Below are 20,500 nucleotides of genomic sequence, written 5' to 3'. Positions count from 1 at the left end.
GCTGTTGCCCTGATGCTATGCGTGCCTCCACGGGACATCGTTACGCGGCCACCGCGGAGTCCGCCCTCCCCCAGTACTCAATGTCTGGGTGGTGCCCCCACCGCGCGCCGCAGCAACTCGGCCGCCAGCAGTCCTCCGAGGAGTACGGCAACCGCTCCCACCAGCTGACTGGTCTCAAGCCCGGAGGAGAAGGCGTCCATGATCCGCGTCCGCTCGCCCGCCGATTCCGCGGAGGCGAGCGCGGCCGGAAGCGAGGCCGCGGCGACCGGGATCAGCGCGGCGAAGCGGGCGTTGAGGACCGCGCCCAGCACGGCCACCCCCAGACCGTTGCCGAACTCGGCGAGCGTGCCGTTGATGCCCGCGCCCACGCCCGCCTTCTCCGGCGGTATGGCACTCATGATCGCGTTGGCCATGGCGGGCATGGCGAGCGCGATGCCCGCGCCCATGATGACGAGGCCCGCCAGCATGCCGTTGTAGTCGTCGCCGCCCAGCAGCGCGATCACCGCGAGGCCTCCGGCGAGCATGCTCATACCGGCCGCGATCGTCACGGGCGTGCCGAGCTTGGCGTGCAGCTTCGCGCCGACGGCCGTGAGGTTCAGGGCCACGACGGTCACGGCGAGCGGCGCCAGCCGCAGGCCCGCCTCCAAGGGCTCGTAACCGAGGACGAACTGGAGGTGCTGGGTGAGGAGGAAGAGGGAGCCGCTGAGGCCGAAGGCGACCAGGATCGCGCCCGCCACGGCGCCGATGAAGCGCTGGTTGCGGAAGAAGTGCATGTCCAGCATGGGGTAGGGAATATGCAGCTCCCAGAGCACGAACGCGCCGAGGACCAGCACGCCGACGGCCGCGGCCACCAGCATCTGCGCCGACGTCCAGCCGTGCTCGGGCCCGGAGATGATCGCGTAGACCACCGAGGCCATACCGATCGTCGAGAGCAGCGCACCCAGGAGGTCGGGGCGGTCGCCCTGCGGGTTCTTGGACTCGGGCACCAGCTTGACGACCGCGGCCAGACCGATGAGCGCGACGGGGATGTTGATCAGGAAGATCGATCCCCACCAGAAGTGGTCCAACATGAATCCGCCGAGCAGCGGACCGGCCGCAAAGCCGAGGGAGCTGGTGGTCGACCAGATGCCGATCGCCTTCACGCGCTCGGTGTCGTCGAAGATCTGCACGACGACCGCGAGCGTCGTGGTCATCAGCAGTGCGCCACCGATGCCCATGCCCGCACGGGCGGCGATGAGCTGCGTGGACGACTGCGCGAAGGCCGCGCAGAGCGAGCCCGCGCCGAAGAGGACGAGGCCCGCGGCGAGCATCTTCCTGCGGCCGTAGCGGTCGGCGGCGCTTCCTGCCGTGAGCAGCAGTCCGGACTGCACGAGCGAGTACGCGTTGATCATCCACTGGATGTCGGCGGTGGACGCGCCCAGCTCGTCCGTGAGGGAGGGGATCGCGACGTTGAGGACGGTGTTGTCCAGCAGCACGGTGAGCTGGGCGAGCATGATCACAGCGAGGATCAGCCAGCGCTGAGGGTGTCCTTGAGGAGGTGCCTGGGCGGTCTCGGCGGTCGTCGCGGCCGTCATGGGTGCCCCTTCTACGGCGTACGGGAGGTCGTCGCTGTACACCGTAGAACAACTCCCATACGCCGTACAACACGAAAAGGCGGTGACCGAGGCACTCTCGCCTCGGTCACCGCCCTCGCGGGACCTCCTCAGACCGTCAGCTGCTCGTCGGCTGATCGTCAGCTATTCGTCGGCTGCGTCAGGTCGTAGAAGGTGGACGAACCCGCCGTCACCTCCTTGAAGTTCTCCTGCACCCACTCGCTGATCTGCGAGGCGGTGCCGGAGCTGTCGTTGCCGCCGCCCATGCCGCCGCCTGCGATGAAGTAGTGGACCTTGCCGTCCGCCACGTACTGCTTGAACTCGGCCAGCGTGGGTGACGGGTCGCTGCCGTTGAAGCCGCCGATCGCCATCACCGGGTCGCCGGTGGAGAGCTGGTAGCTCGCGGCGTTCTGGGCGCCGATGGCCGCGGCGGCCCAGGTGTAGTCGCCGGAGTTCTTCTCCAGCAGCTCCTTGGCCTCGTCGCTGACGGTCGCGCCGTTGAGCAGTCCGCCCATGCCGCCACCGCCGGCCATGCCGCCGCCGTCGCCCGTCTGACCGCCGGGCATGCCACCCCGCTGCCCCTGCTGGTTCTGGCCGCCGGGCATGCCGCCGCCCGGGAAACCGCCGGTCGGCGGCTGTCCCGTCCGACCGTTGCCGTTCTGCTGACCCTGCTGGCCCTGCTGGTTCTGGCCGGGCATACCGCCCCCGCCGGGACCGCCGCCCATGCCCCCGCCGGGACCGCCGCCCATGCCGCCGCCGGGGCCACCGCGGGCACCCGCGACGGTCGGACCGGCCGTGACGATCGAGCCGGAGTGACCCTCGTTCAGCGTGCTGAGGCTGTACGCCGTCGGGCCCGCGAGGGCGGTGACGAAGCTCAACCCCACGACGCCCATGGCCAGTCGACGACCGAGCTTGTTCACGAAGACCAGACCGAGCGCGGCGGCCAGACCGCCGACCAGGACCAGCCACTTCAGCCACGGCAGGTAGTCGGAGGAACGGTTGAGGAGGACGTACCCCCACGCCGCCGTCGCCGTCATCGCGCCCGCCAGTGTGAGCGAGGCCCACAGCTTGCCGCGCTCCTCCCAGAGCACGACCGCGCCCATGCCGATCAGCGGTGCGATGTAGGGGGCGAGGGCGACGGTGTAGTACTCGTGGAAGATGCCCTGCATGAAGCTGAAGATCACCATGGTGATCAGCAGCGAGCCGCCCCAGGCGAGGAATGCGGCACGGGCCGTGTCCGTACGCCCTGCCATGGGGGTCCCCCCGCTCGAGCGAAGCCGAGAGTGGGGGAGCAGCAGGACCACGGCCGCGACGCACAGGATCAGCGCCGCCGGGATCAGCCAGGAGATCTGACCGCCGATGTTCGAGCTGAACATGCGGTCCCAGCCGGTCTCGCCCCAGCCGCCACCTCCGCCGCCGACGCTGCCGGTCTCCTCGCCGTTGATGCGGCCGAGTCCGTTGTAGCCGAAAGTCAGTTCAAGGAAGGAGTTGTTCTGCGAGCCGCCGATGTACGGGCGCGAGGAAGCCGGCCACAGTTCGACGATCGCGACCCACCAGCCGCCCGCGACGACCATCGAAAGGCCCGCGAGGAGAACCTGGCCGATGCGCCTGCGCAGGGTCGTCGGCGCGAACAGTACGTAGATCAGGGCGAGCGGCGGGAGGATCAGGAAGGCCTGGAGGGTCTTCACCAGGAAGGCGAGGCCGACCGCGGCACCCGCCCACACCAGCCACTTCGTCTGCGCCTTCTCCATGGCGCGCAGCACGCAGTAGACCGTGACGGCCATCAGAAGCGCGAGCATCGCGTCCGGGTTGTTGAAGCGGAACATCAGCGCGGCGACGGGCGTGAGCGCGAAGACCGCCATCGTGATGAGGCCGGCCACGGCGCCGAACCGGCGGCGCACGGCCCCGTACAGCACACCCGCCGTGGCGACGGCCATGAGCACCTGCGGGAACAGGATCGCGAAGGAGTTCAGGCCCAGCAGCCGCACCGACAGCGCCATCGGCCACAGGGAGGCCGGGGGCTTGTCGACGGTGATGGCGTTGGCCGAGTCGAGCGAGCCGAAGAAGAACGCCTTCCAGGACTGGCTGCCCGCCTGAACTGCCGCGGAGTAGAAGGAGTTGGCGTACCCGGAGGCCGTGAGGTTCCAGGTGTAGAGCGCGCCGATCAGCAGCAGCGTGCCGAGGAACGCGGGCCGCACCCAGCGGTGGTCCTCGGGCCGCCCGCGCCACAGGCGGCGTACGAAGGGCTGCTTGGGGCTGCCGTCCTCGGGAGCCGCGGTGGGCTCCACCGGAACGACCGGTTCCTGTACGGCAGTTGGCTGAGTCGTCGTCATCGTGCGTCCCTCGGATCGTGATCGTTCGGGCGCACCGGCTGCATCTGCATGGTCGCGTCCCCCCAGGTTCGGTTGTCGTACGGAGCGTTGTCGTACGGAGAGCTGTCGTACGGAGAGTGAGTCGCCGTCGCGTAGACGGGCGGGGCCGGGTTGTGCGAGGCCACGACCGTCGACGCCGAGTCGTCGCCCCGGTCCGGGAACACCCAGGCCCGGAAGAGCAGGAACCGCAGCACCGTCGCCGCGAGGTTGGCGGCGATCAGCACCGCCAGTTCGGTGGAGTGCGCGGGGTCGGTCGTCGCCGCGTTCAGGGCGGCGAGCGAGCCGCTGGTCAGGGCGAGGCCGATGCCGAAGACGACCAGGCCCTGCGCCTGGTGCTGCATCGCCCGCTCGCTGCCGCGGACGCCGAAGGTGAGGCGCCGGTTGGCCGCCGTGTTGGCGACCGCCGAGACGAGCAGGGCGAGCGCGTTGGCGAACTGCGACCCTGTGAACGTACGGAAGCCGCTGTAGAGCAGCAGATAGAACAGCGTGGACAGAGCGCCCACGACGCAGAACCCGACGAGCTGGCGGGCGAGTCCCGTCGGTACGCCGGTCAGTTCGCGGTCGCGCGGATCGTCACCGAACGGCCGGGCGAGCCGGTCGAGCGGCAGCGAGCCGGTGGCGAGGGCGCGCCCGACGCGCCACACGCCCAACAGGTCGTCGGTCGCGGTCTTCACGAGGTGCACGGTCGAGTCGGGGTCGTCGACCCAGTCGACCGGCACCTCGTGGATGCGCAGTCCGGCCCGCTCGGCAAGGACCAGCATCTCGGTGTCGAAGAACCATCCGGTGTCCTCGACAAGCGGCAGCAGCACGTGCGCCACTTCCCGCCGGATCGCCTTGAAGCCGCACTGGGCGTCGGAGAAGCGGGCCTGCAGCGAGCCCCGCAGGATCAGGTTGTACGTACGGGATATGAACTCCCGCTTGGCGCCGCGCACCACCCGCGAGGAGCGGGCCAGACGCGAGCCGATCGCGAGGTCGGAGTGGCCCGAGATCAGCGGGGCCACCAGCGGGAGCAGCGCGTTGAGGTCGGTGGAGAGGTCGACGTCCATATAGGCGAGGACCGGGGCTTCCGAGGCGGACCACACGGTCCGCAGGGCCCGGCCGCGGCCCTTCTGCTCCAGGCGGAAGGACCTGACCTCCCCGATCTCCGCCTCCAGCCGCGCCGCCACCAGCGGGGTGGCGTCCGTCGAGGCGTTGTCCGCGATGGTGATGCGGAACGCGTACGGGAAGGTGCGCGCGAGATGCTCGTGCAGTCGGCGCACGCACGGCTGGAGGTCCTTCTCCTCGTTGTAGACGGGGATCACTACGTCCAGGACAGGCGTACCGGCATTCCCGGCCGGGAGGTGCTCCCGCGCCGGCAGGGAGCCGGGAGAAGGTTCGGTTCGCATGACGACGACTGTCGTCAAGCGCCCTGTCGTACCCGTGTGGTGGTGCTGTGCTACGCCTGTGAGTACGTTTGCGAATTTGTTTCCGAAATGAAGGCCTCATGAGAATGGGGCACTTCGGCGGCCAGCGCGGGCAGATGCACGGTAAAGACGGTCCGTCCCGGCACGCTGTCCACGGTCACCGCACCGTCGTGCGCGGCCACGACGGCCTGCACGATGGCGAGCCCGAGACCGGTGGACCCGGAGGCACGCGAACGCGAAGAGTCGCCCCGCGCGAACCGCTCGAAGACACGCGGCAGCAGACCCGGCGGAATGCCGGGCCCGTCGTCCTGCACGTCCAGACACACCCAGGAACCCCGCCGGTGCACGCGTGCGGTCACCGTGGTGCCGGGCGGGGTGTGCGTACGGGCGTTCGCGAAGAGGTTCACCATGACCTGCTGGATACGGGCGGCGTCGGCCTGCACGAGCGCGGGTTCGTCCGGCAGCTCGAGCCGCCAGTTGTGCTCGCGCCCGGCCGCACGGGCATCGCTCACGGCGTCCACGACCAGCGGGGACAGGTCGGTGTGCTCGTAGGAGAGGGGGCGCCCGGCGTCGAGCCGCGCGAGCAGCAGCAGGTCCTCGACGAGCCCGGTCATCCGCCCGGCCTCGGACTCGATCCGGCCGAGCGCGTGCCGGGTGTCGGGGCCGGTCTCTTCCCTTCCGCGTCTGGTGAGTTCGGCGTATCCGCGGATGGACGCGAGGGGCGTACGCAGCTCATGGCTTGCGTCCGCGACGAACTGCCGTACGCGTGTCTCGCTCTCCTGGCGCGCGTGCAGCGCCCCGTGGACATGGTCGAGCATGCGGTTGAGGGCGGCGCCGACCTGTCCGACCTCCGTGTGGGGGTCGGTCTCGGACTCGGGGACGCGCTCGTTGAGGGTCACCTCGCCGCTGTGGAGGGGGAGTTCGGAGACGCGGGTGGCGGTGGCGGCTACTCGGCGGAGAGGGCGGAGGGCGATGGTGACCAGGGCGGAGCCGGCGATCCCGGCGGCGACGAGGCCGGCGGCGGTGACGCTGACCTCTACGAGGATGAGGGTGTTGAGGGTCTCTGTGACGGACTTGGTGGGCACGGCGACGTAGAAGTCGCCCTTCGGGCCCCCCGTCGTGTACTGCACGCGGTATTCACCCAGGTCAGTCAGGGTGATCGTGTGCTTTTTCTCGTCGCGCGGAACGCGGGCGAGCTCGGACTGCTGCGTATCGGTGAGTTCGATTGCTTCGGGTTCGCCGTCGATGCTGTTCGTCGACTCCGCGCTGCGGATCGCACTCGAGATCTGACCGTTCTCGTCGACCTCGGCGCCGATCGTGCCGAGTTCCTGCGGGCCTCTCCTGACGAAGTCGAGCGGATCCTCGGGCCGACGGAAGTTCGGGTCGTTGGCCATCTGCGGCGGGCCGCCGGCGCGATCCGCGACCTCCGTGACCGTGTCGTTCAGCTGGTCGTTCAGCCGCTGCCCCATCGCGATGGTCGTCACCGTGCCGATCACAGCGGCCACCACCGCGATGAGCGCCACCGCGGAGACGACGAGCCGCGTCCGCAGCGTCCGAGGCTGTCGGCGCCGCCGCTTCCGCAGCTGTCGTCGTCCGCTCATGACGCGGCGGGCTTGATCAGGTAACCGGCTCCGCGCCGCGTGTGGATCATCGGCTCGCGCCCGGCGTCTATCTTCCGGCGCAGGTAGGAGATGTAGAGCTCGACGACGTTGGCCTGGCCGCCGAAGTCGTACGACCACACGCGGTCGAGGATCTGCGCCTTGCTGAGCACCCGGCGCGGGTTGCGCATGAGGAAGCGCAGCAGCTCGAACTCGGTGGCGGTGAGGTGGATGTTCTGCCCGGCACGCGACACCTCGTGGCTGTCCTCGTCCAGCATGAGATCGCCGACGACGAGCGTGGAGTCGGAGCGGTGGTCGGCGGCCCCAGAGCGACGGATCAGCCCGCGCAGCCGCGCGACGACTTCCTCCAGGCTGAACGGCTTGGTGACGTAGTCGTCGCCGCCCGCGGTCAGTCCGGCGATACGGTCCTCGAGGGCGTCCTTCGCCGTCAGGAAGAGGACGGGAACGTCTGGCAGCTCGCGCCGCAGGCGGCCCAGCACGGCCAGCCCGTCCATGTCGGGCAGCATCATGTCGAGCACCACGGCATCGGGCCGGAACTCCCGGGCGGTCTGCACCGCCCCGGTCCCGTCACCCGCGCTGCGGATCTGCCAGCCTTCATAGCGCAGGGCCATGGACAACAGCTCGGTGATCGACTGCTCGTCGTCCACCACAAGCACGCGGACGGGGCTCCCGTCCGGCCTCAGCAGTTCGGTGCGCCCCTGGGGCGAGGTCGTGGTCATAGCCAACACATTGCTGGGCGCCTCTGAGAACTCACTTGGCGGAACCTGTGAATTTCCTGAGAAACACACAGGAGCCACTCAGGGAACGCCTGGGCGGATCTTGTCGAACGCGGCCACCCCTGACAGTCCACGTCCGGTACGGTACGGCCGGGCCCGAAACCGCAATCTGGATTTGCGGTTTCGGGCCCGACTCATCGCCCCCTACGGCAGCACGTAGACCTGCGCGCCGTCCGACGTACCCCCGACCTGCCGCATGCATCCCCGCCTGAGCAGCATGCGCACACAGTCTTGAACGCGCCCCTGCGTCAACCCCGTACGCCGGGCGATCTCCTCCAACCGGTACTGGGCTCGGCCCTGCACCAGCGCGGGCGCAAGGTAAGCCGCCACGGCATGAACATCACCGGTGATGACGAGATTCTTCGCCTGCCACCTGGCCAGCAGCTCCTGCGGCGTGGTGGACGGCACCACCTCACGGGCGCCCGGCTGCACCCTCTCGGCAAGCCGACCGAGAGAGTCAGCCATCCGATTCAAAGCCGCGGCCATGGCACTCCGACTGCGCTCGGACTTCCGGAGGAGCTCATTGCGCTCAGCGTCGCGTGCGGCGAACACCTCATCCAGGCGAATGTTCCGCTCCTCGAGCCGCACAATCGCTTCTGCGACCTCCTGGGGCATGACATACGCCGTACCGCCGCTCGGCGCGGGCTGCACCTGGGCAGGTTCGAGGTTGTACGAACCCTCGCGCTGGATGGTCGCGATGGCAGTGGCCACCCAGGCCTTGAACGGCTGGGACTCCCGCTTCGTGCAGCCGTTGACCAACCGGATCAGCCCTTCGAGGCTCACGAGGTTCATGTCTCGCCGCCACTCTCGACCTGCGGGAACGCTGAGACTGTGCCTCCTGAGCACACTCTCGGCGCTTCCGAAATTGGCTTCGTCTGCGACATTGCGCAGAGCGGAGCCCGTGTGCGCGTACCCCAGTTGCCGGCAGACGTCGACCGCCGGGAACCAATGCGAGCCGTCCGGCAAGGTCAGCCTCCGCAGCCGCGCTCCCGTCGCCGCGTACACGAAGTCGTTGATCTCAATCGCGTCCTGTTCCCGAACTGCCGACTCGTCCGTCGGCCTGCTCTGCTCGTACATCGAGCATCACCTCCGCTCCGGAAACCAGGCGCGCAGATACACAACTCCAGTCCATGGAAAACACGTTCACTCGAAAGGTGACAGAGGAATCGGTTCTGCCCTCACGTTGTCAGCCGAGATACGGCCGCTCGCGATGCTCCAGGAAGTGGCGGAGCCGGAGCCGCTGCGTGTGGTGCATCGGTAGGTCGTCGAGTTCGTCCGGCGGGACGAAGGAACGGGCGGTGAACGACCCGGTCATGATCCTTGTGGATGTGGCGCTCGCGATCGCGCATGGGCAGGGACTGTCTCGCAGACGTCGGGACACTCTGGGCAGTTGGCTCTGATGTGCCCCGGGTTGATGGAGTCGGGTGTTGATGGAGTCGGGAGGAGTCGGGCTGCCGGGCGCGAAGCGACGCTCACAGCCCGAAGAGTCGCGCCCCGTTCCCGTAACAGACCGCCCTCAGCCAGTCGTCCCCGAGCCCGAGCCGCTCCAGTGCGTGGAGCTGATGGACGTACGCGTACGGGATGTTCGGGAAGTCGGAGCCGAGCAGGATCCTCTCGCCGAGGTCGTCCAGCCGGGGCAGCGCCCGGCGCGGAAAAGGCGCGAACCGTTCGCTGAAGTCCGTGAACGCCATCGTCGTGTCCAGCCGCACCTCGCCGTACCGCTCGGCGATGTCCAGGAAGTCCTCGTACTCGGGCATGCCCATGTGCGCGACGACGAGCCGCAGCCGGGGGTGCCGGGCGAGCACCCGCCGGATCGGCTCCGGCCCGGTGTGCTTGCCCGGCGCGGGCCCGGACCCGCAGTGGATCACGACGGGTATCCCGGCCTCGGCGAGCACCCCCCAGGCAGCATCGAGGAGTTCATCGGCCGGGTCGTACGCGCCGACCTGAACGTGCGCCTTGAAAACCCGCGCCCCTTCGTCCACCGCTCTCCGCACATACGACGCCACGCCCGGCTCCGGGAACAGGGTCGCCGTATGCAGACAGTCAGGGGTCCGGCGGGCGAAGTCGACGGCCCAGCCGTTCAGCCACTCGGCCATGCCCGGCTTGTGCGGGTAGAGCATGGCGGTGAACGCGCGCACGCCGAACTGCCGGAGCAGGGCGGCCCGTTCACCCTCCTCGCCCCGGTAGGTGATGGGCCAGTCGAGGCCGGTCAGTGGACCGACCGCGTCGAAGTACTCCCAGACCTTGCGCAGGACACGCTCGGGCATGAAGTGCGTGTGGACGTCGACGAGCCCGGGCAGCCCGAGCCCCTCCCAGAACTGCCGGACTTCGGCGCCTTCTTGAGGCGGACGGACACCAACGCCCTCTGGAGCGGGCCGGACCTCGGCACCTCCTTGTTGAGGCGGTGCCGTCCCGCCTCCCCCCTCAGCCCCGTCCACGTCAGCCCTGCCCACGCCGGAACCCATGGCTTCGCTCGACCTTGGCGACATGGACGGTGTAACTCTCGTACCAGCTCTCCCGCCCCTGCTTCTGCGCCGCCCGGTGCTCCATGTCGCCGCGCCACTCCTCGATGGCCTCGGCATCCCGGAAGTACCCGACGGTGATCCCGAGCCCGCCCGGTGTCCGCGCCGAATCCATCCCGAGGAACCCCGGGATCTCCTTCACCAGCTCCTCCATCCGCTCGGCTGTCTCGCCGTACCCGTTGTCTCCGTCAGTCCGTACGGAGGTGAACACGACGGCGTAGTACGGCGGTTCGTGCGCGGCGACAGGCGCAAGGGGTTGATCGCTCATGTCACCCACTCTCGGGCTGGGGCTTGCCCACGTCCAGCGCCTTTCAGAAGAGCCAGTCCTGCAGACCGCCGAACCTCCGCACGGGCACCGTCACCGCACCGGCCGTTTCCCCCTGACCGGCGGCACTCACCTCCCACCCCTTCATCAGCCGCGTATCCAGCACGACGACCCCACGCTCGCCGGCCAGATGCAGATCGGGCCCGGCGGCAGCCACCAGCTCCCCCGTCACGACGCCTCCCGCCACGAGCTCGCTGACCGCCCCCACCGCCGGCGGCAACCCTTCGAGCCCGAACACCCCGGCGTGATCGACGGCCACGAACGGCATCCGCTCCAGGGCCTCCGGCCACCCACCGAGCCCCACGGCCTTCGTATGCAGCGCCTCGACCTCGCCCGCCCGCACCACCGCCTCCGGCAACGCACTGCGCACGGCCCGCTTGGCGTCGTAGGCGATCCGATCCGGCACCCCCAACGCCGTACGCAACAGCTCCTCACTCCGCCGAGCCGCCATCAGCGGCCCCCGCCCGAGCCAGCTGAACACCACGGCCCCCTGCTCAAGCAGCCTTGCCTCCCCCCTCTCCACAGCCGTGATCCCCACCTTGACCATCCCGCTCCCGAACCACGCGAGATACACGTGATACGGCCGCGGATCATCGGCGACGGTATCGGCGGCAACGGAGTGCGCCCGCTCCAGCCGCGCACACTCCTCACACTGCGCCCCAACACTCCGCCCCGACACGACAGCCCGCACCGCACAGCCGTTCCCCCGCGCCCCCACACAAGTCCGCACACCCCCGTCGACCACCACAAACGCCACCCGCTTCCCCCGCACCAACGCACTCCGCCGCCCACCACCCCACCCGAGCACAGGCCCGTCGACACCCCACCGCAGCCCCGTACATCTCCACACCTGTGCCATCACCGAAAGCGTAGAGTGCACCACTGACAAGAGGTCCCCGGTGATTCACCGGGGACCTCTCACCCGTGGGTGCCGTTGTTGCGGCCAGGGCTGCCGTCTATGTGGATGCGCCAGGAGCCCGGTACCGGACCTGCCCGGCGGTGCGCAGGGCCTCCATTGTCTCGTCGACGGTCAGGAGAACAGTCGTCTCGAACGAGCTGAGCGCGCCGCCCCCGCTGATCGCCAGCGAAACCGCGGCCATGGACACGTTGTCCGGGGCCTCCCACAGGTTGTAGCCGTCGTGCGTGCCGAAGGCATACCAGAAGCCATGGAGCTTCCCGCCGACGGACTCGATGTACGACTGTGCGGCCTGCGCCCGGTCCTCAGGGTGGCCGATCAGCCTCGCCCAAGTCTCCGGCGTGTAGCTGAACCTCGATAGATAGAGCGGCATCACGTCTCCCTTTCGTCCCATCAAGGGATGCCACGACGGGGAGAAAACCCGCCGGAGACGGCCCGCGTATCCCCCGAACGGCTGCGGGCGCCCCGAAGTACTCAGGTAGAGCTGAGTACTCACGCTCTGGCCGGTGACGGCGTGAGTCGAAACGCTTGGGACATGAGCCAAGGACTACGGAAACCCGTTCTCCAGCTGTTGTCGATCCTCGCGACGGCCGGGGTCTCGACAGCGATGTGGGCTGCCTGGCTGGGCTGGGACCAGCAATATGACGTGCAGCCCGACGGCACGATGACCGGCCCGTACGAGACGTGGCAGGTGATCGGGCTGGTGCTGACTCTGCTGGTAGCGGTGTACTGGGCGGCCTCCCGGCGCTACTTCGTAGGCGCTGTGCTCGGCACCACGGCCGGCCTGACCGTTGCCGCCTTCTACGACTGGTCGGACGACGACTCCGGCCTCTTCGCGGTCGGCGTGGGGTTGGTCATGATGGGAAGCTTCGCCGCGACCGCCGTCGTGTCCGCCGTGGCCGCCGCCGTTACTGATCATCGGCAGCGGCCACCTGCGGCTCACTACCGGCCCAGCTGACGGCCGGCATCAGCCCCTTGCCGGGCTTCGCTGCCGTACGGTCCGAAAACGTCAGAGGCCCCGGATTACCTTCTCCGGGGCCTCTGACGCGTAAACAGCTCCAGTTCAGGGACTGTTCGGGCAGGGCTGGGTGCCCGTCTACATTTCCGGGCGGGCCGGTGTGAGCGTGAGCCGGTTGTCGCTGCCCGGCTTCTTCCAGCTGACTGCGTTGGCGTGGACGATGTATGCCTCGCTGGTGTCGTCCTGGCCCTCGACGCATATCAAGCGGCGGGTTCCCCTGACCGCACCTCGGTCGATCTGGGTGAAGTCAGGGAAGGAACGCAGTATGGGGGTGATGTAGCGGGTGCCGAAGATGTCGAAGATCTCGTACTTCTCGGTCTTGTTGCGCTTGAGGTAGGCCAGGCGGAGGTAGCGTGCTCCGGCGCCTTGGACGATCATGCGGTAGGCGGGGTGGTCCCGGACGGTGCCGAGGGTGGCGTTCTGGACGTTGCCCTTGTTGCCGGTCATGCCGAACAGGGGCAGCTCGTCGATCAGGGGATCGAGGGGCTGGGTGCACCAGGAGTCGGCGTCGGTGTAGATGCCCCCGTATTGGGCGAGGAGTTCGAGGCGGAGAAGGTCGGCCCGTATGGCGAGCGGCTGGTCGGCGAGGGCGTCGTAGATCCACTGGTTGTGCAGTACGGGGAGGTTCTTGTCGGTCCAGAGCTGGACCTGGTAGTCGGGGTTGTGCTTCTTCCAGGTGCGGAAGTTGTCCCGGTAGGGGAAGGCCTTCTCGCCGATCCAGATGACGTGGATCAGTTTGGGCATACCCGCCTTCGTGGTGTCCGCCGAGGTGATGGTGGCGGCAGCGGCGGTGGATGTGCGAAATCTCTTGAGGATCACGGCGCCTCCCAGCGGACCATGGTGTTGAAGAAGTCGGCCGCCTGCGGTGCAGCGGCGATCGGCTCACAGCGCTCGGCGATCCCGGCCGGGTCGAAGCGCTCGGAGTCCTTGAGCGCCGCATCCGCCATCCGGTGCTGCAGCGCCTCGTTGTTGATCAGTTCGAGCAGGCCCTCGGCGATGGCCCCGGCGTTGCCGACCTGGAGGAGACGTCCATCCACGTCGTTGTCGGTGATCTCCCCCTGGCCGTGCGGGCAGTCCGTGGAGACGACGGGCAGCCCACAGCGCATGGCCTCGACCGTGGAGAGGTGCTCGGCGATGCGGTGGTCGGTGAGCGCGCTGTACTGGCCGTAGCGGCCCTCCCCGCGCGGGAAGACCCGGGTCAGCTCCTGGTCTGCGGAGTCCCCGTCATATCCCGGGCCGTCCTCGCGGACGTCGACGAGGTGGCGCACGCGCGGGTTCCGCTGGAACTCCGGCTCGTCGCGGTGGCCGAGCAGCGAGGCGATTTCGACGTCGTACTGCTGGTCAAGGTTGTACGTCGTCCGGGCCGCGCCCCCGATCCCGTGGTCATTGCGTAACGCTGAGGAAATCTGCATACGTCCCCGTATCTCCGTCTCATCCATCTAACAGAGGGCTAGACCGGGGAGTTGGTGTAATGGTTGGGCTTGCTTACCATCTTGTTCTCGAACAGTTGGGCTATTGGTAACCGCTTTCTGGAACGCTTTGGCGCCGAGTCGCATCAGGGCTGTCAGGACGCCTGCGGTACGTCGCAGCACTCGCTGTTCATGTCGCCCTGACTCACCCGTTCCCGGGTGTCCTCCCAAGGGCCACCGAGAGGCAGGACCTGCAGGTCGAGGATCCCCTTCGGCCCGTGCGGCAGCGCACCGAGAATCACGTGGAAACGCTCATCAACTGGATGCTCACCAGCGCCCGGCGCATCGGCGGGACGCCCGGCGCCGGACTGAGCGTGCGAACCGTGGAACTGACGCCCGGTCGACTGCGCGCCACACTCGACCTCGGCATCCGGCGCCGCGTGCTCGCGCCGGGGAGGAACGTCACGCTGTACGTGACCATGCAAGGACACCAAGTCCGACGCCGGGACCGATGGCTCCCCCTCCCCACAATCGTGCTGACCACGCTGAGGGCGTTCCAGGCCCGTCAGTCGAGGGAGAAGCCCGCCGCGGGCGAGGCCTACAAGACGTCCGGTCGGGTGGTCGTCGACGAACTGGGGCGGGTGGTCAAGACGGACTGGCTCAGGCGCCGTGTGCACTCGGCAGGATTCGAACCTGCAACCTTCTGATCGCTCTCAAGGTCCGCCCGAAGGTGGCCCAGCGCATCCTGCGGCACTCGCAGATCGCCATGCCTATGGAGGTCTACGCGGAGGCGAACGAGGAGGAGGTGCGCGAGGCGATCGGCAAGCTGTCCGACGCGATGGGGGGGGCACCGGCTGAGCGATGCGAATCGACGAACTGCAAGGCCAGGAGACCCCACTTCGGGTTTCCTGGCCTTTGGCGGCTACTTCGAAGCGGCCTCGACGTTAAGGAAATAGTCCGCTCCGACCGAGAAATCGTCAGACTCACCGCGAATCGTCAGCGCGTGCTGCCCAGGCTCCAGTGGCGGCAGCTGAACCCACAGGCCACATCCGGTAGCCGTGAAGCGTTCGTCTGTTCCGGTGACAGGGTTGTTGGCGACGCCCAGCACGGAGATCGCCTCCCCTCGGTGTGCCTCCGAGTCGATCTTCTTGCCATCCAGCACTGCGGACCCCTTGGCAGCACTCATGAAGTCTGCGCAGGCCGACGGATCTCCCACGAGGTTCACAAGGGGGAAAGCAAGAGGCACTCCGTCAGGGACGGTGCACGCTCGCTTGACCTGACCGCCGAAAGATCCGGCCAGAAACCATACGTCTCGCGACTGGTTGCGCCCGCATGAGCTTCCGTTCTGGTCAGCAACGGGGTTCGTCTGCTCAGGTTCCGACGCCGCCCACGTCCACCACCTGCTTTGCAGATCTCCAGAGGAGAGACGACCCTCTGTCGAGGGCGGTACCGGGGAAGAGGGAACCGCTGCACGCTCTCCCGTCTCTGGGCCTGCGGTCTCAGCCCCACATCCCACCAATACGGCCAGCACTACCGCCGCAAGTGCTGCTCTTCCAACGTTGATCTTCATGAACACCCCTCCCGGTGTCGCACTGATCTCTCGACCCCCCGGTCGGCGTGCGACATTCGCGGACACCCTAGCCGCGAGCTGGGTCGGCGCTCGGACCTCAACCCGTTGCTGTACTTCGCTGCTGTACGCCCCAACGAGAGAGGCCCCCGGATCATCTCCGGGGGCCTCTCGCCTGTGTGCACTCGGCAGGATTCGAACCTGCAACCTTCTGATCCGTAGGCGGGTGCGCCACCCCGCGTGCGGTCTAGCCGCTCGGCACTGCGCGGGTCGACTGTATAGCTCGGCCAGTAATCAGTGCGCCGCCGTGCGTGGTCGTACGCCACTGTTGATGTCACCTACTGATGTCAGGCGAACAGCCACCCCTCAAGGGCCTGTCGAGCGGAGCGGCAGACACACAAGTCACTCACCGGTACGCTCGTGGGGTCACTTATCTAACTTTAGGACAAAAAATGGTTTCGTCTTTCCTGAGCGATTTCGAAGGCCTTTGGCGGCGCCCGGCTGGCGATTACAAGATTGCGACGAAATCACACCTGATCACCTTGGACACCAATGTCCTCTTAGAGCTTTATCGCTTCACACCTAGCGCCCGTAACGAGCTGCTCGATGTGATCGAACAACTTCGCGATCGAATTTGGATACCGCACCAGGTGGCGTCCGAATACTACTCGCGACGCATGGACGCCGTGAAAGATCACCTAAAACTATATGACACCATTCCGAATACCTTGGATGAACTAGAGAGAAAGGCAATCCAGGAACTTCACATACTGGTAAAGCGATGCTCACTCACCGAAAGTGATAAGAGAAATCTTATTGCCCCAATTGAAGCGGGTTTCAAAAAAGCCCGGACTGAAGTAGAGCGTCACGCGAATGCGTTCGACCTAACCCTGACAGGAGTGATATCCGACGATCCAATCCTTTCCGCTCTCGCTCGAATCCTAGACGCTAAAGTCGGACAACCGTTCAAGCCGGAAGAAGCAGAGACCCTTAAGGCGGAAGCTGAGCGCAGATACCAAGAAAAGACACCTCCGGGATACAAAGACGCCAATAAAAGCGAAAACTCTCACGGGGATTTTTTCATCTGGGAGCAGATACTGCGTGAAGCTGAAGTTCGCAAGATGCCTCTACTACTCGTCACCAACGACACTAAGGAGGATTGGGTCGAAAAAGAGAGTGGCATTGTCATTGGCGCCCGCCGAGAATTGATTATCGAGTTTAGGCAGCGCTGCGATGCGGATTTCATGATCGTACAACTAGGCTCGTTCTTGAAACTTGCTAAAGAGGAGTTGGGTGCCTCAGTTAGCGCATCCACCCTAGAGCAGGCCCAGAATCTTCAGGAGGAGACGAGCGCCAAAGCGGCAGAGCTCGAAATCTCGCTGAGCGAGGAAGACTATCAAAGAATTAGTGACGTACTGCTAGAGGAGGCAAATCGTTGGGAATCCACCGCTAATCAGGATTCTCTCAGCCCCTGGAGTCAAGAGAAGGCCCGGGAACGGGCCGCAGCCGCACTAAGCTTGGCTGAGCGCATAGAACAAAATACCGCTGATCCAATTAGTCACGGGCGCATAAAATTGAAAATAAGCCGTGCAGATTGGGAGGACCTACTCAGGATACAGCGAAGGAATCCACATCTAACGCGATGGCATCGCAACTCCCTGTTTGAGACTTCTTCCATTTCATACAAGCAATTGTGGTTGCACTTGACGGATCTTGAGAATCTTAGAAAGATTCTTGGCACGGAACATGACGAAGGCATACAAGCTCTCCGTGAAGCGCGACTTGAGTTGAAATCTTCACTAGAGGCCAAGAGGGGAGGACGAGAGCTTGCAGACGCAGAGAACCAAGTAGCAACAGTGGAATCCATGCTGCGAGACATTAAGCAGCGAACCGTAGAAGTCGACGCTCAGATCCGAAAAATTCGCGCGATGGCTGATAAGAAAATGGAGAATGGCAGGACAGACCCCCCGAGTTAGTCATCATCATGACTTTACCGACGAGATCTCATCTCCACATTCCATGCAGCAACACGCCCTGGAGCTGCGGCCTTGTCCGTGGAGGCATGACCTGCTGGCCGGCCGGACGTTGAACCCGCGAGCAGCACACGCGACGTTGAGTGTGCCCTCAGGAGGGGTTGCAGTCTCGGCAGGCGCGGAGAGCGTCACCAGTCGAGAGACCTTCTGGCCAGAAGCGCTCAAGCTTCACAGTGTCTCCGCTGAAGAAGTTCGCCCGTCCCTTCCTGCGACCGAACAGCACTTGGTAGTCCACGTTGAACCAGTCGAATCCCAGGTGACTGAAGGTGCCCAGTGGATTAGTCCGCGAGTCGTAGATGATCCCGTGATCTCCCATCCACAGACTCCCGTCTTCGATGCCATGGGCATCCCTGAAGTGCACTCCCATCTCGTACTTGGCCATGTTGATATTCATTTCAAGGGTCAGATTTGGGAGATCTCGCACCGATCCATCCATGAAGTGGATCACTGGCTGAGGGATCTGAACTCCGTCTTCGGCCAACCGGCAGCAGATATTCTTAACGAGATACTTCGTCAGCACTCTGCGCTCTTCCCTCCAGCCCTTCCCATAGATCCGAGAGAACTGAATGACACCCGCTTCTACAATGACCTCGCTGTTTTGATGGATGTACTCAGCGAAAGCGTCGTAGGCAAGGTCGAAGGGTTGACTCTTGGCGTTGTTGCAGTCGGCGCACAGCACCTTGGCGAACTTCAACTTTGCCGAGTTGGGTCCCTGGATCCGATCTTCGCGGTCGCTGCCGGACTGGACACGCACCACAGGGCTCGGCCAAGGGCCGGATCCGAACGCGCGCACCACGTCGGCCTTCTTATAGCGATGCTCGCGAGAGTCGGCCGTATTGCCGCACCACCAGCAAAGGCCCTGATAGTCATGTTGCAGAAGGGGATGCTGGGGTCGCTGCGCGGGCGGCTGAGAAGTACTCATGCCTTATGTTCCCATGGGATGCACATTGTCGGCGCACGAATTATGGTACTGCTATCCTTCCGGTTCTCCCGATTGGGGTCGGCGACGAGATCCACTTGTAAACCCGTGACGCGCTCCATAAAACGCAGTAGCCCGCCCAGCGTGATCCGGGCGGACTACTGGATGGTGGCGACCTCCCGATGCTCGGAGAATTGGAGGAGATCGCAGGAATGAGCCTGTCGTTACCCTTGCCGTCCGGCGCTAAATAATCTCAAGCACTGGTTGCCTCGGGGATGAGTCGGCTGGTGAAGCCCTCGACGCACAGCCGCTCGTAGGCGGCCACGACGGCATTCGGCACAACCTGCTCGATAGCCAGTCCCCAGCCTGGAAAGACGAGGACTCGTTGCAGGGCGCCCACGATCATGTCGATCACCATGCGGGCATCCCCGATGAAGTCGGCGTACTCCTCCAAACCCATCGGCGTGGACGCGCACACGACGTCGACGTCGGTCCAGAGCTTCCGCATCATGGCGTACGAGCGCCGCTCTTCGTACGGCTTGCTCACGAGCAGGACAGACGCCACCGGGATGCCAGCTTCTGCCAGCACGGCTTTGCTGAACTCGATGTTCTCGCCGGTGTTCGTCGCGCGCGGTTCCAGGAGTACAGCGGAACCGGGTACCCCGAGCTGCAACGCGCGCTCTCGGTAGTGGACAGCCTCCCCACGTGGCATGCGCGCTCGGGTCGTAGGGCTGGTGGCCCCGGTGAACACGATGACCGGCGCCATGCCCTGGTGGTACAGCTCCGCCGCCATGTCGGCCACACCCAGGTCGTGGCTACCCAGACCGATGGCCACCGAGCAAGGTCGTGGGTCGTGGTGCATGCGGTGGTAGTCCCACAGAAGTCGGGCATCCGCCCATACCTGTGCCGAGATCATGCCTGCCCCTTCGTGTCTTGTGCCGAGTCGGGAACCTTGAAGTCGTACTCCCACGCGAAGCGAGAAGCTGAGTGGATACCCACCGCGAACTCCACCACCGTGCCATCTGCGGTGTACGTGGTCCGATGCAGCTCGACTACGGGCTCACCGGCGGGGAGCTGTAGGAGCTGCACCTCTTGCGCTGTCGGGACACGGGCGAACAGCGCCTCTCTCATGTGGTCGATCTCGTATCCGGCGTCGTACAGGACCCGGAATCCGCCACCACGGCCGGCGGGTCCCGGTGAGGGGTCAACGATGCGCGTGCCCTCGACATGCTCTGGCCTGTAGTAGCTGGTCAGGGTGTGAGTCGGCTGTGTCCCCTCCTTCACGAGGCGGGCACGTGCGTACACCTCGGAGCCGACTGGAACGCCCAGCCCCTCGGCAACGAGGCTGTCCGCCTGAACGCGGCTCACGGTCTGCGTCTGCTCGTTTCGCTTGTAGGCGCGCCCCGATGCGACGCGGTCCGCGATGAACGCGACTTCGTCGCCATCGCGCCACTTCGCCTTGTCGTAGCGGGCAATCCCGAGCCGCTTGAGGGGAGCGCTCGGACGTACGACCGTGCCGTGCCCACGCGATGAGGTCACGAGCCCTTGGGCTTCCAGCGCTTTGTAGGCCTGGTGGACAGTGGCTTTCGAGCCTTCCCCGGCTTCCACGAGGTCTCTGATCTGGGGCAATTGGGCGCCCGGACCGTACTCACCGTTCCTGATCTGCTCCGCGAGCCTGTCCGCCAGGTCGCGCCACTTGGGTGCCACGCAGAACTCCTCTCAACGCGTCCCAGTGAAGCACAGTCCTAGGACTGTTGACAGTCCTAGGACTGCGATGCATAGTCGTCTCAGGCCGCTCGCAGTCCTAGGACAGCGGGCCGGAAGGGCCTTCTTTGGGCTGCTTCAAGGCTGTGCCGGTTCGGGATAGCTCGCTTCCGCAGGGGCCCCGCGCTGGTCGTTGCTTGAGAACTGCATAGGTGGGCCCCGTCTCCCCGAGTCGAAAAGACGGCCGCGCGGCTCTGAACCGCGCATGTCTCTTCCGTTCCGCAACGTCCGTGTGGCGCTGCGGCCGGTTGCCTCCCCCGCCCGT

At 66.1% G+C, this 20,500-nt stretch carries 20 protein-coding genes and 1 pseudogene; 3 read left to right on the top strand and 18 right to left on the bottom strand.

The window, feature by feature from the left end; genetic code table 11:
* Positions 1-77 precede the first annotated feature (77 nt).
* The 11 genes and pseudogenes from IEZ21_RS14200 to IEZ21_RS14150 form a co-directional block, all read right to left on the bottom strand.
* Positions 78-1,574 (bottom strand): DHA2 family efflux MFS transporter permease subunit, encoded by a 1,497-nt coding sequence (locus IEZ21_RS14200; protein ID WP_189322222.1) that lies wholly within the window; start codon positions 1,572-1,574, stop codon positions 78-80.
* A gap of 158 nt (positions 1,575-1,732) precedes the next feature.
* Positions 1,733-3,925 (bottom strand): ArnT family glycosyltransferase, encoded by a 2,193-nt coding sequence (locus tag IEZ21_RS14195; RefSeq protein ID WP_189322221.1) that lies wholly within the window; start codon positions 3,923-3,925, stop codon positions 1,733-1,735.
* Positions 3,922-5,349: a bifunctional glycosyltransferase family 2/GtrA family protein gene (locus IEZ21_RS14190; RefSeq protein ID WP_189322220.1), complete on the bottom strand. Its 1,428-nt coding sequence runs from the start codon at positions 5,347-5,349 to the stop codon at positions 3,922-3,924. Before IEZ21_RS14190 ends, IEZ21_RS14195 begins: the two co-directional genes overlap by 4 nt.
* Positions 5,350-5,399: 50 nt before the next feature.
* Positions 5,400-6,968: a sensor histidine kinase gene (locus tag IEZ21_RS14185; RefSeq protein WP_189322219.1), complete on the bottom strand. Its 1,569-nt coding sequence runs from the start codon at positions 6,966-6,968 to the stop codon at positions 5,400-5,402.
* On the bottom strand, positions 6,965-7,705 hold the full coding sequence (locus IEZ21_RS14180; RefSeq protein ID WP_189322218.1) for a response regulator transcription factor: 741 nt from the start codon (positions 7,703-7,705) through the stop codon (positions 6,965-6,967). The genes IEZ21_RS14185 and IEZ21_RS14180 overlap by 4 nt, the downstream gene beginning before the upstream one ends.
* A 201-nt stretch (positions 7,706-7,906) precedes the next feature.
* Entirely contained in the window at positions 7,907-8,839 is a 933-nt protein-coding gene (locus IEZ21_RS14175; RefSeq protein WP_189322217.1) for a BRO-N domain-containing protein, read from the bottom strand.
* 109 nt (positions 8,840-8,948) lie between these two features.
* A pseudogene (locus IEZ21_RS14170) lies at positions 8,949-9,056 on the bottom strand (DNA mismatch repair protein MutT); the annotation flags it as partial.
* A 178-nt stretch (positions 9,057-9,234) separates the two neighbouring features.
* Entirely contained in the window at positions 9,235-10,227 is a 993-nt protein-coding gene (locus IEZ21_RS14165) for an amidohydrolase family protein (RefSeq protein ID WP_373302225.1), read from the bottom strand.
* Entirely contained in the window at positions 10,202-10,552 is a 351-nt protein-coding gene (locus tag IEZ21_RS14160) for an antibiotic biosynthesis monooxygenase family protein (RefSeq protein ID WP_189322215.1), read from the bottom strand. The genes IEZ21_RS14165 and IEZ21_RS14160 overlap by 26 nt, the downstream gene beginning before the upstream one ends.
* Before the next feature lie 43 nt (positions 10,553-10,595).
* Positions 10,596-11,468, bottom strand: a complete 873-nt coding sequence (locus tag IEZ21_RS14155) for a DUF2797 domain-containing protein (protein ID WP_189322214.1) — start codon at positions 11,466-11,468, stop codon at positions 10,596-10,598.
* Positions 11,469-11,565: 97 nt separating this feature from the next.
* Positions 11,566-11,898: a GYD domain-containing protein gene (locus tag IEZ21_RS14150; RefSeq protein ID WP_189322286.1), complete on the bottom strand. Its 333-nt coding sequence runs from the start codon at positions 11,896-11,898 to the stop codon at positions 11,566-11,568.
* A 162-nt stretch (positions 11,899-12,060) separates the two neighbouring features.
* Between IEZ21_RS14150 and IEZ21_RS14145 the strand changes: the two genes are divergently transcribed.
* Positions 12,061-12,483 (top strand): hypothetical protein, encoded by a 423-nt coding sequence (locus tag IEZ21_RS14145; RefSeq protein ID WP_189322213.1) that lies wholly within the window; start codon positions 12,061-12,063, stop codon positions 12,481-12,483.
* A 138-nt stretch (positions 12,484-12,621) separates the two neighbouring features.
* On the opposite strand, the gene IEZ21_RS14140 is transcribed toward IEZ21_RS14145, so the two are convergent.
* The 3 genes from IEZ21_RS14140 to IEZ21_RS14130 all read right to left on the bottom strand — a co-directional run bounded on the left by IEZ21_RS14140 (position 12,622) and on the right by IEZ21_RS14130 (position 14,254).
* On the bottom strand, positions 12,622-13,362 hold the full coding sequence (locus tag IEZ21_RS14140) for a glycosyltransferase family 32 protein (RefSeq protein ID WP_189322212.1): 741 nt from the start codon (positions 13,360-13,362) through the stop codon (positions 12,622-12,624).
* Positions 13,359-13,955 carry a glycosyltransferase gene (locus tag IEZ21_RS14135; protein WP_189322211.1) on the bottom strand — a complete coding sequence of 199 codons (597 nt, stop codon included), beginning with the start codon at positions 13,953-13,955 and terminating at the stop codon, positions 13,359-13,361. The genes IEZ21_RS14140 and IEZ21_RS14135 overlap by 4 nt, the downstream gene beginning before the upstream one ends.
* Positions 13,956-14,107: 152 nt before the next feature.
* Complete coding sequence (locus IEZ21_RS14130; protein ID WP_189322210.1) at positions 14,108-14,254, bottom strand: hypothetical protein; 147 nt, start codon at positions 14,252-14,254, stop codon at positions 14,108-14,110.
* On the opposite strand from IEZ21_RS14130, the gene IEZ21_RS14125 reads away from it, so the two are divergent.
* Positions 14,255-14,659, top strand: a complete 405-nt coding sequence (locus IEZ21_RS14125) for a hypothetical protein (RefSeq protein WP_189322209.1) — start codon at positions 14,255-14,257, stop codon at positions 14,657-14,659.
* Between the two features lie 215 nt (positions 14,660-14,874).
* Here IEZ21_RS14125 and IEZ21_RS47565 read toward each other — a convergent pair whose 3' ends face one another.
* Complete coding sequence (locus IEZ21_RS47565; RefSeq protein ID WP_246567694.1) at positions 14,875-15,138, bottom strand: hypothetical protein; 264 nt, start codon at positions 15,136-15,138, stop codon at positions 14,875-14,877.
* Positions 15,139-15,971: 833 nt separating this feature from the next.
* On the opposite strand from IEZ21_RS47565, the gene IEZ21_RS14115 reads away from it, so the two are divergent.
* Positions 15,972-17,495: a PIN domain-containing protein gene (locus IEZ21_RS14115; protein WP_189322207.1), complete on the top strand. Its 1,524-nt coding sequence runs from the start codon at positions 15,972-15,974 to the stop codon at positions 17,493-17,495.
* 148 nt (positions 17,496-17,643) lie between these two features.
* Here the strand turns inward: IEZ21_RS14115 and IEZ21_RS14110 are convergent, their stop codons facing one another.
* The 3 genes from IEZ21_RS14110 to IEZ21_RS14100 form a co-directional block, all read right to left on the bottom strand.
* A complete protein-coding gene (locus tag IEZ21_RS14110; protein WP_189322206.1) occupies positions 17,644-18,474 on the bottom strand; it encodes a hypothetical protein in 831 nt (276 codons plus the stop codon).
* A 250-nt stretch (positions 18,475-18,724) separates the two neighbouring features.
* Entirely contained in the window at positions 18,725-19,387 is a 663-nt protein-coding gene (locus IEZ21_RS14105) for a YdcF family protein (protein WP_189322205.1), read from the bottom strand.
* On the bottom strand, positions 19,384-20,178 hold the full coding sequence (locus IEZ21_RS14100) for a GntR family transcriptional regulator (protein ID WP_189322204.1): 795 nt from the start codon (positions 20,176-20,178) through the stop codon (positions 19,384-19,386). The genes IEZ21_RS14105 and IEZ21_RS14100 overlap by 4 nt, the downstream gene beginning before the upstream one ends.
* Positions 20,179-20,500 lie beyond the last annotated feature (322 nt).

Source organism: Streptomyces flaveus (genome assembly GCF_014647675.1).
In the GTDB taxonomy this organism is placed as follows: Bacteria; Actinomycetota; Actinomycetes; order Streptomycetales; family Streptomycetaceae; genus Streptomyces; species Streptomyces flaveus.
This window is presented reverse-complemented; position numbering and strand designations above follow the sequence as displayed.

What these genes read in the sequence shown, in the direction of transcription:
- IEZ21_RS14200 (WP_189322222.1), bottom strand. Translation starts at nt 1,574, where the DNA reads ATGACGGCCGCGACGACCGCCGAGACCGCCCAGGCACCTCCTCAAGGA.
- IEZ21_RS14195 (WP_189322221.1), bottom strand. Translation starts at nt 3,925, where the DNA reads ATGACGACGACTCAGCCAACTGCCGTACAGGAACCGGTCGTTCCGGTG.
- IEZ21_RS14190 (WP_189322220.1), bottom strand. Translation starts at nt 5,349, where the DNA reads ATGCGAACCGAACCTTCTCCCGGCTCCCTGCCGGCGCGGGAGCACCTC.
- IEZ21_RS14185 (WP_189322219.1), bottom strand. Translation starts at nt 6,968, where the DNA reads ATGAGCGGACGACGACAGCTGCGGAAGCGGCGGCGCCGACAGCCTCGG.
- IEZ21_RS14180 (WP_189322218.1), bottom strand. Translation starts at nt 7,705, where the DNA reads ATGACCACGACCTCGCCCCAGGGGCGCACCGAACTGCTGAGGCCGGAC.
- IEZ21_RS14175 (WP_189322217.1), bottom strand. Translation starts at nt 8,839, where the DNA reads ATGTACGAGCAGAGCAGGCCGACGGACGAGTCGGCAGTTCGGGAACAG.
- IEZ21_RS14165 (WP_373302225.1), bottom strand. Translation starts at nt 10,227, where the DNA reads ATGGGTTCCGGCGTGGGCAGGGCTGACGTGGACGGGGCTGAGGGGGGA.
- IEZ21_RS14160 (WP_189322215.1), bottom strand. Translation starts at nt 10,552, where the DNA reads ATGAGCGATCAACCCCTTGCGCCTGTCGCCGCGCACGAACCGCCGTAC.
- IEZ21_RS14155 (WP_189322214.1), bottom strand. Translation starts at nt 11,468, where the DNA reads ATGGCACAGGTGTGGAGATGTACGGGGCTGCGGTGGGGTGTCGACGGG.
- IEZ21_RS14150 (WP_189322286.1), bottom strand. Translation starts at nt 11,898, where the DNA reads ATGCCGCTCTATCTATCGAGGTTCAGCTACACGCCGGAGACTTGGGCG.
- IEZ21_RS14145 (WP_189322213.1), top strand. Translation starts at nt 12,061, where the DNA reads ATGAGCCAAGGACTACGGAAACCCGTTCTCCAGCTGTTGTCGATCCTC.
- IEZ21_RS14135 (WP_189322211.1), bottom strand. Translation starts at nt 13,955, where the DNA reads ATGCAGATTTCCTCAGCGTTACGCAATGACCACGGGATCGGGGGCGCG.
- IEZ21_RS47565 (WP_246567694.1), bottom strand. Translation starts at nt 15,138, where the DNA reads ATGAGTGCTGCCAAGGGGTCCGCAGTGCTGGATGGCAAGAAGATCGAC.
- IEZ21_RS14115 (WP_189322207.1), top strand. Translation starts at nt 15,972, where the DNA reads ATGGTTTCGTCTTTCCTGAGCGATTTCGAAGGCCTTTGGCGGCGCCCG.
- IEZ21_RS14110 (WP_189322206.1), bottom strand. Translation starts at nt 18,474, where the DNA reads ATGAGTACTTCTCAGCCGCCCGCGCAGCGACCCCAGCATCCCCTTCTG.
- IEZ21_RS14105 (WP_189322205.1), bottom strand. Translation starts at nt 19,387, where the DNA reads ATGATCTCGGCACAGGTATGGGCGGATGCCCGACTTCTGTGGGACTAC.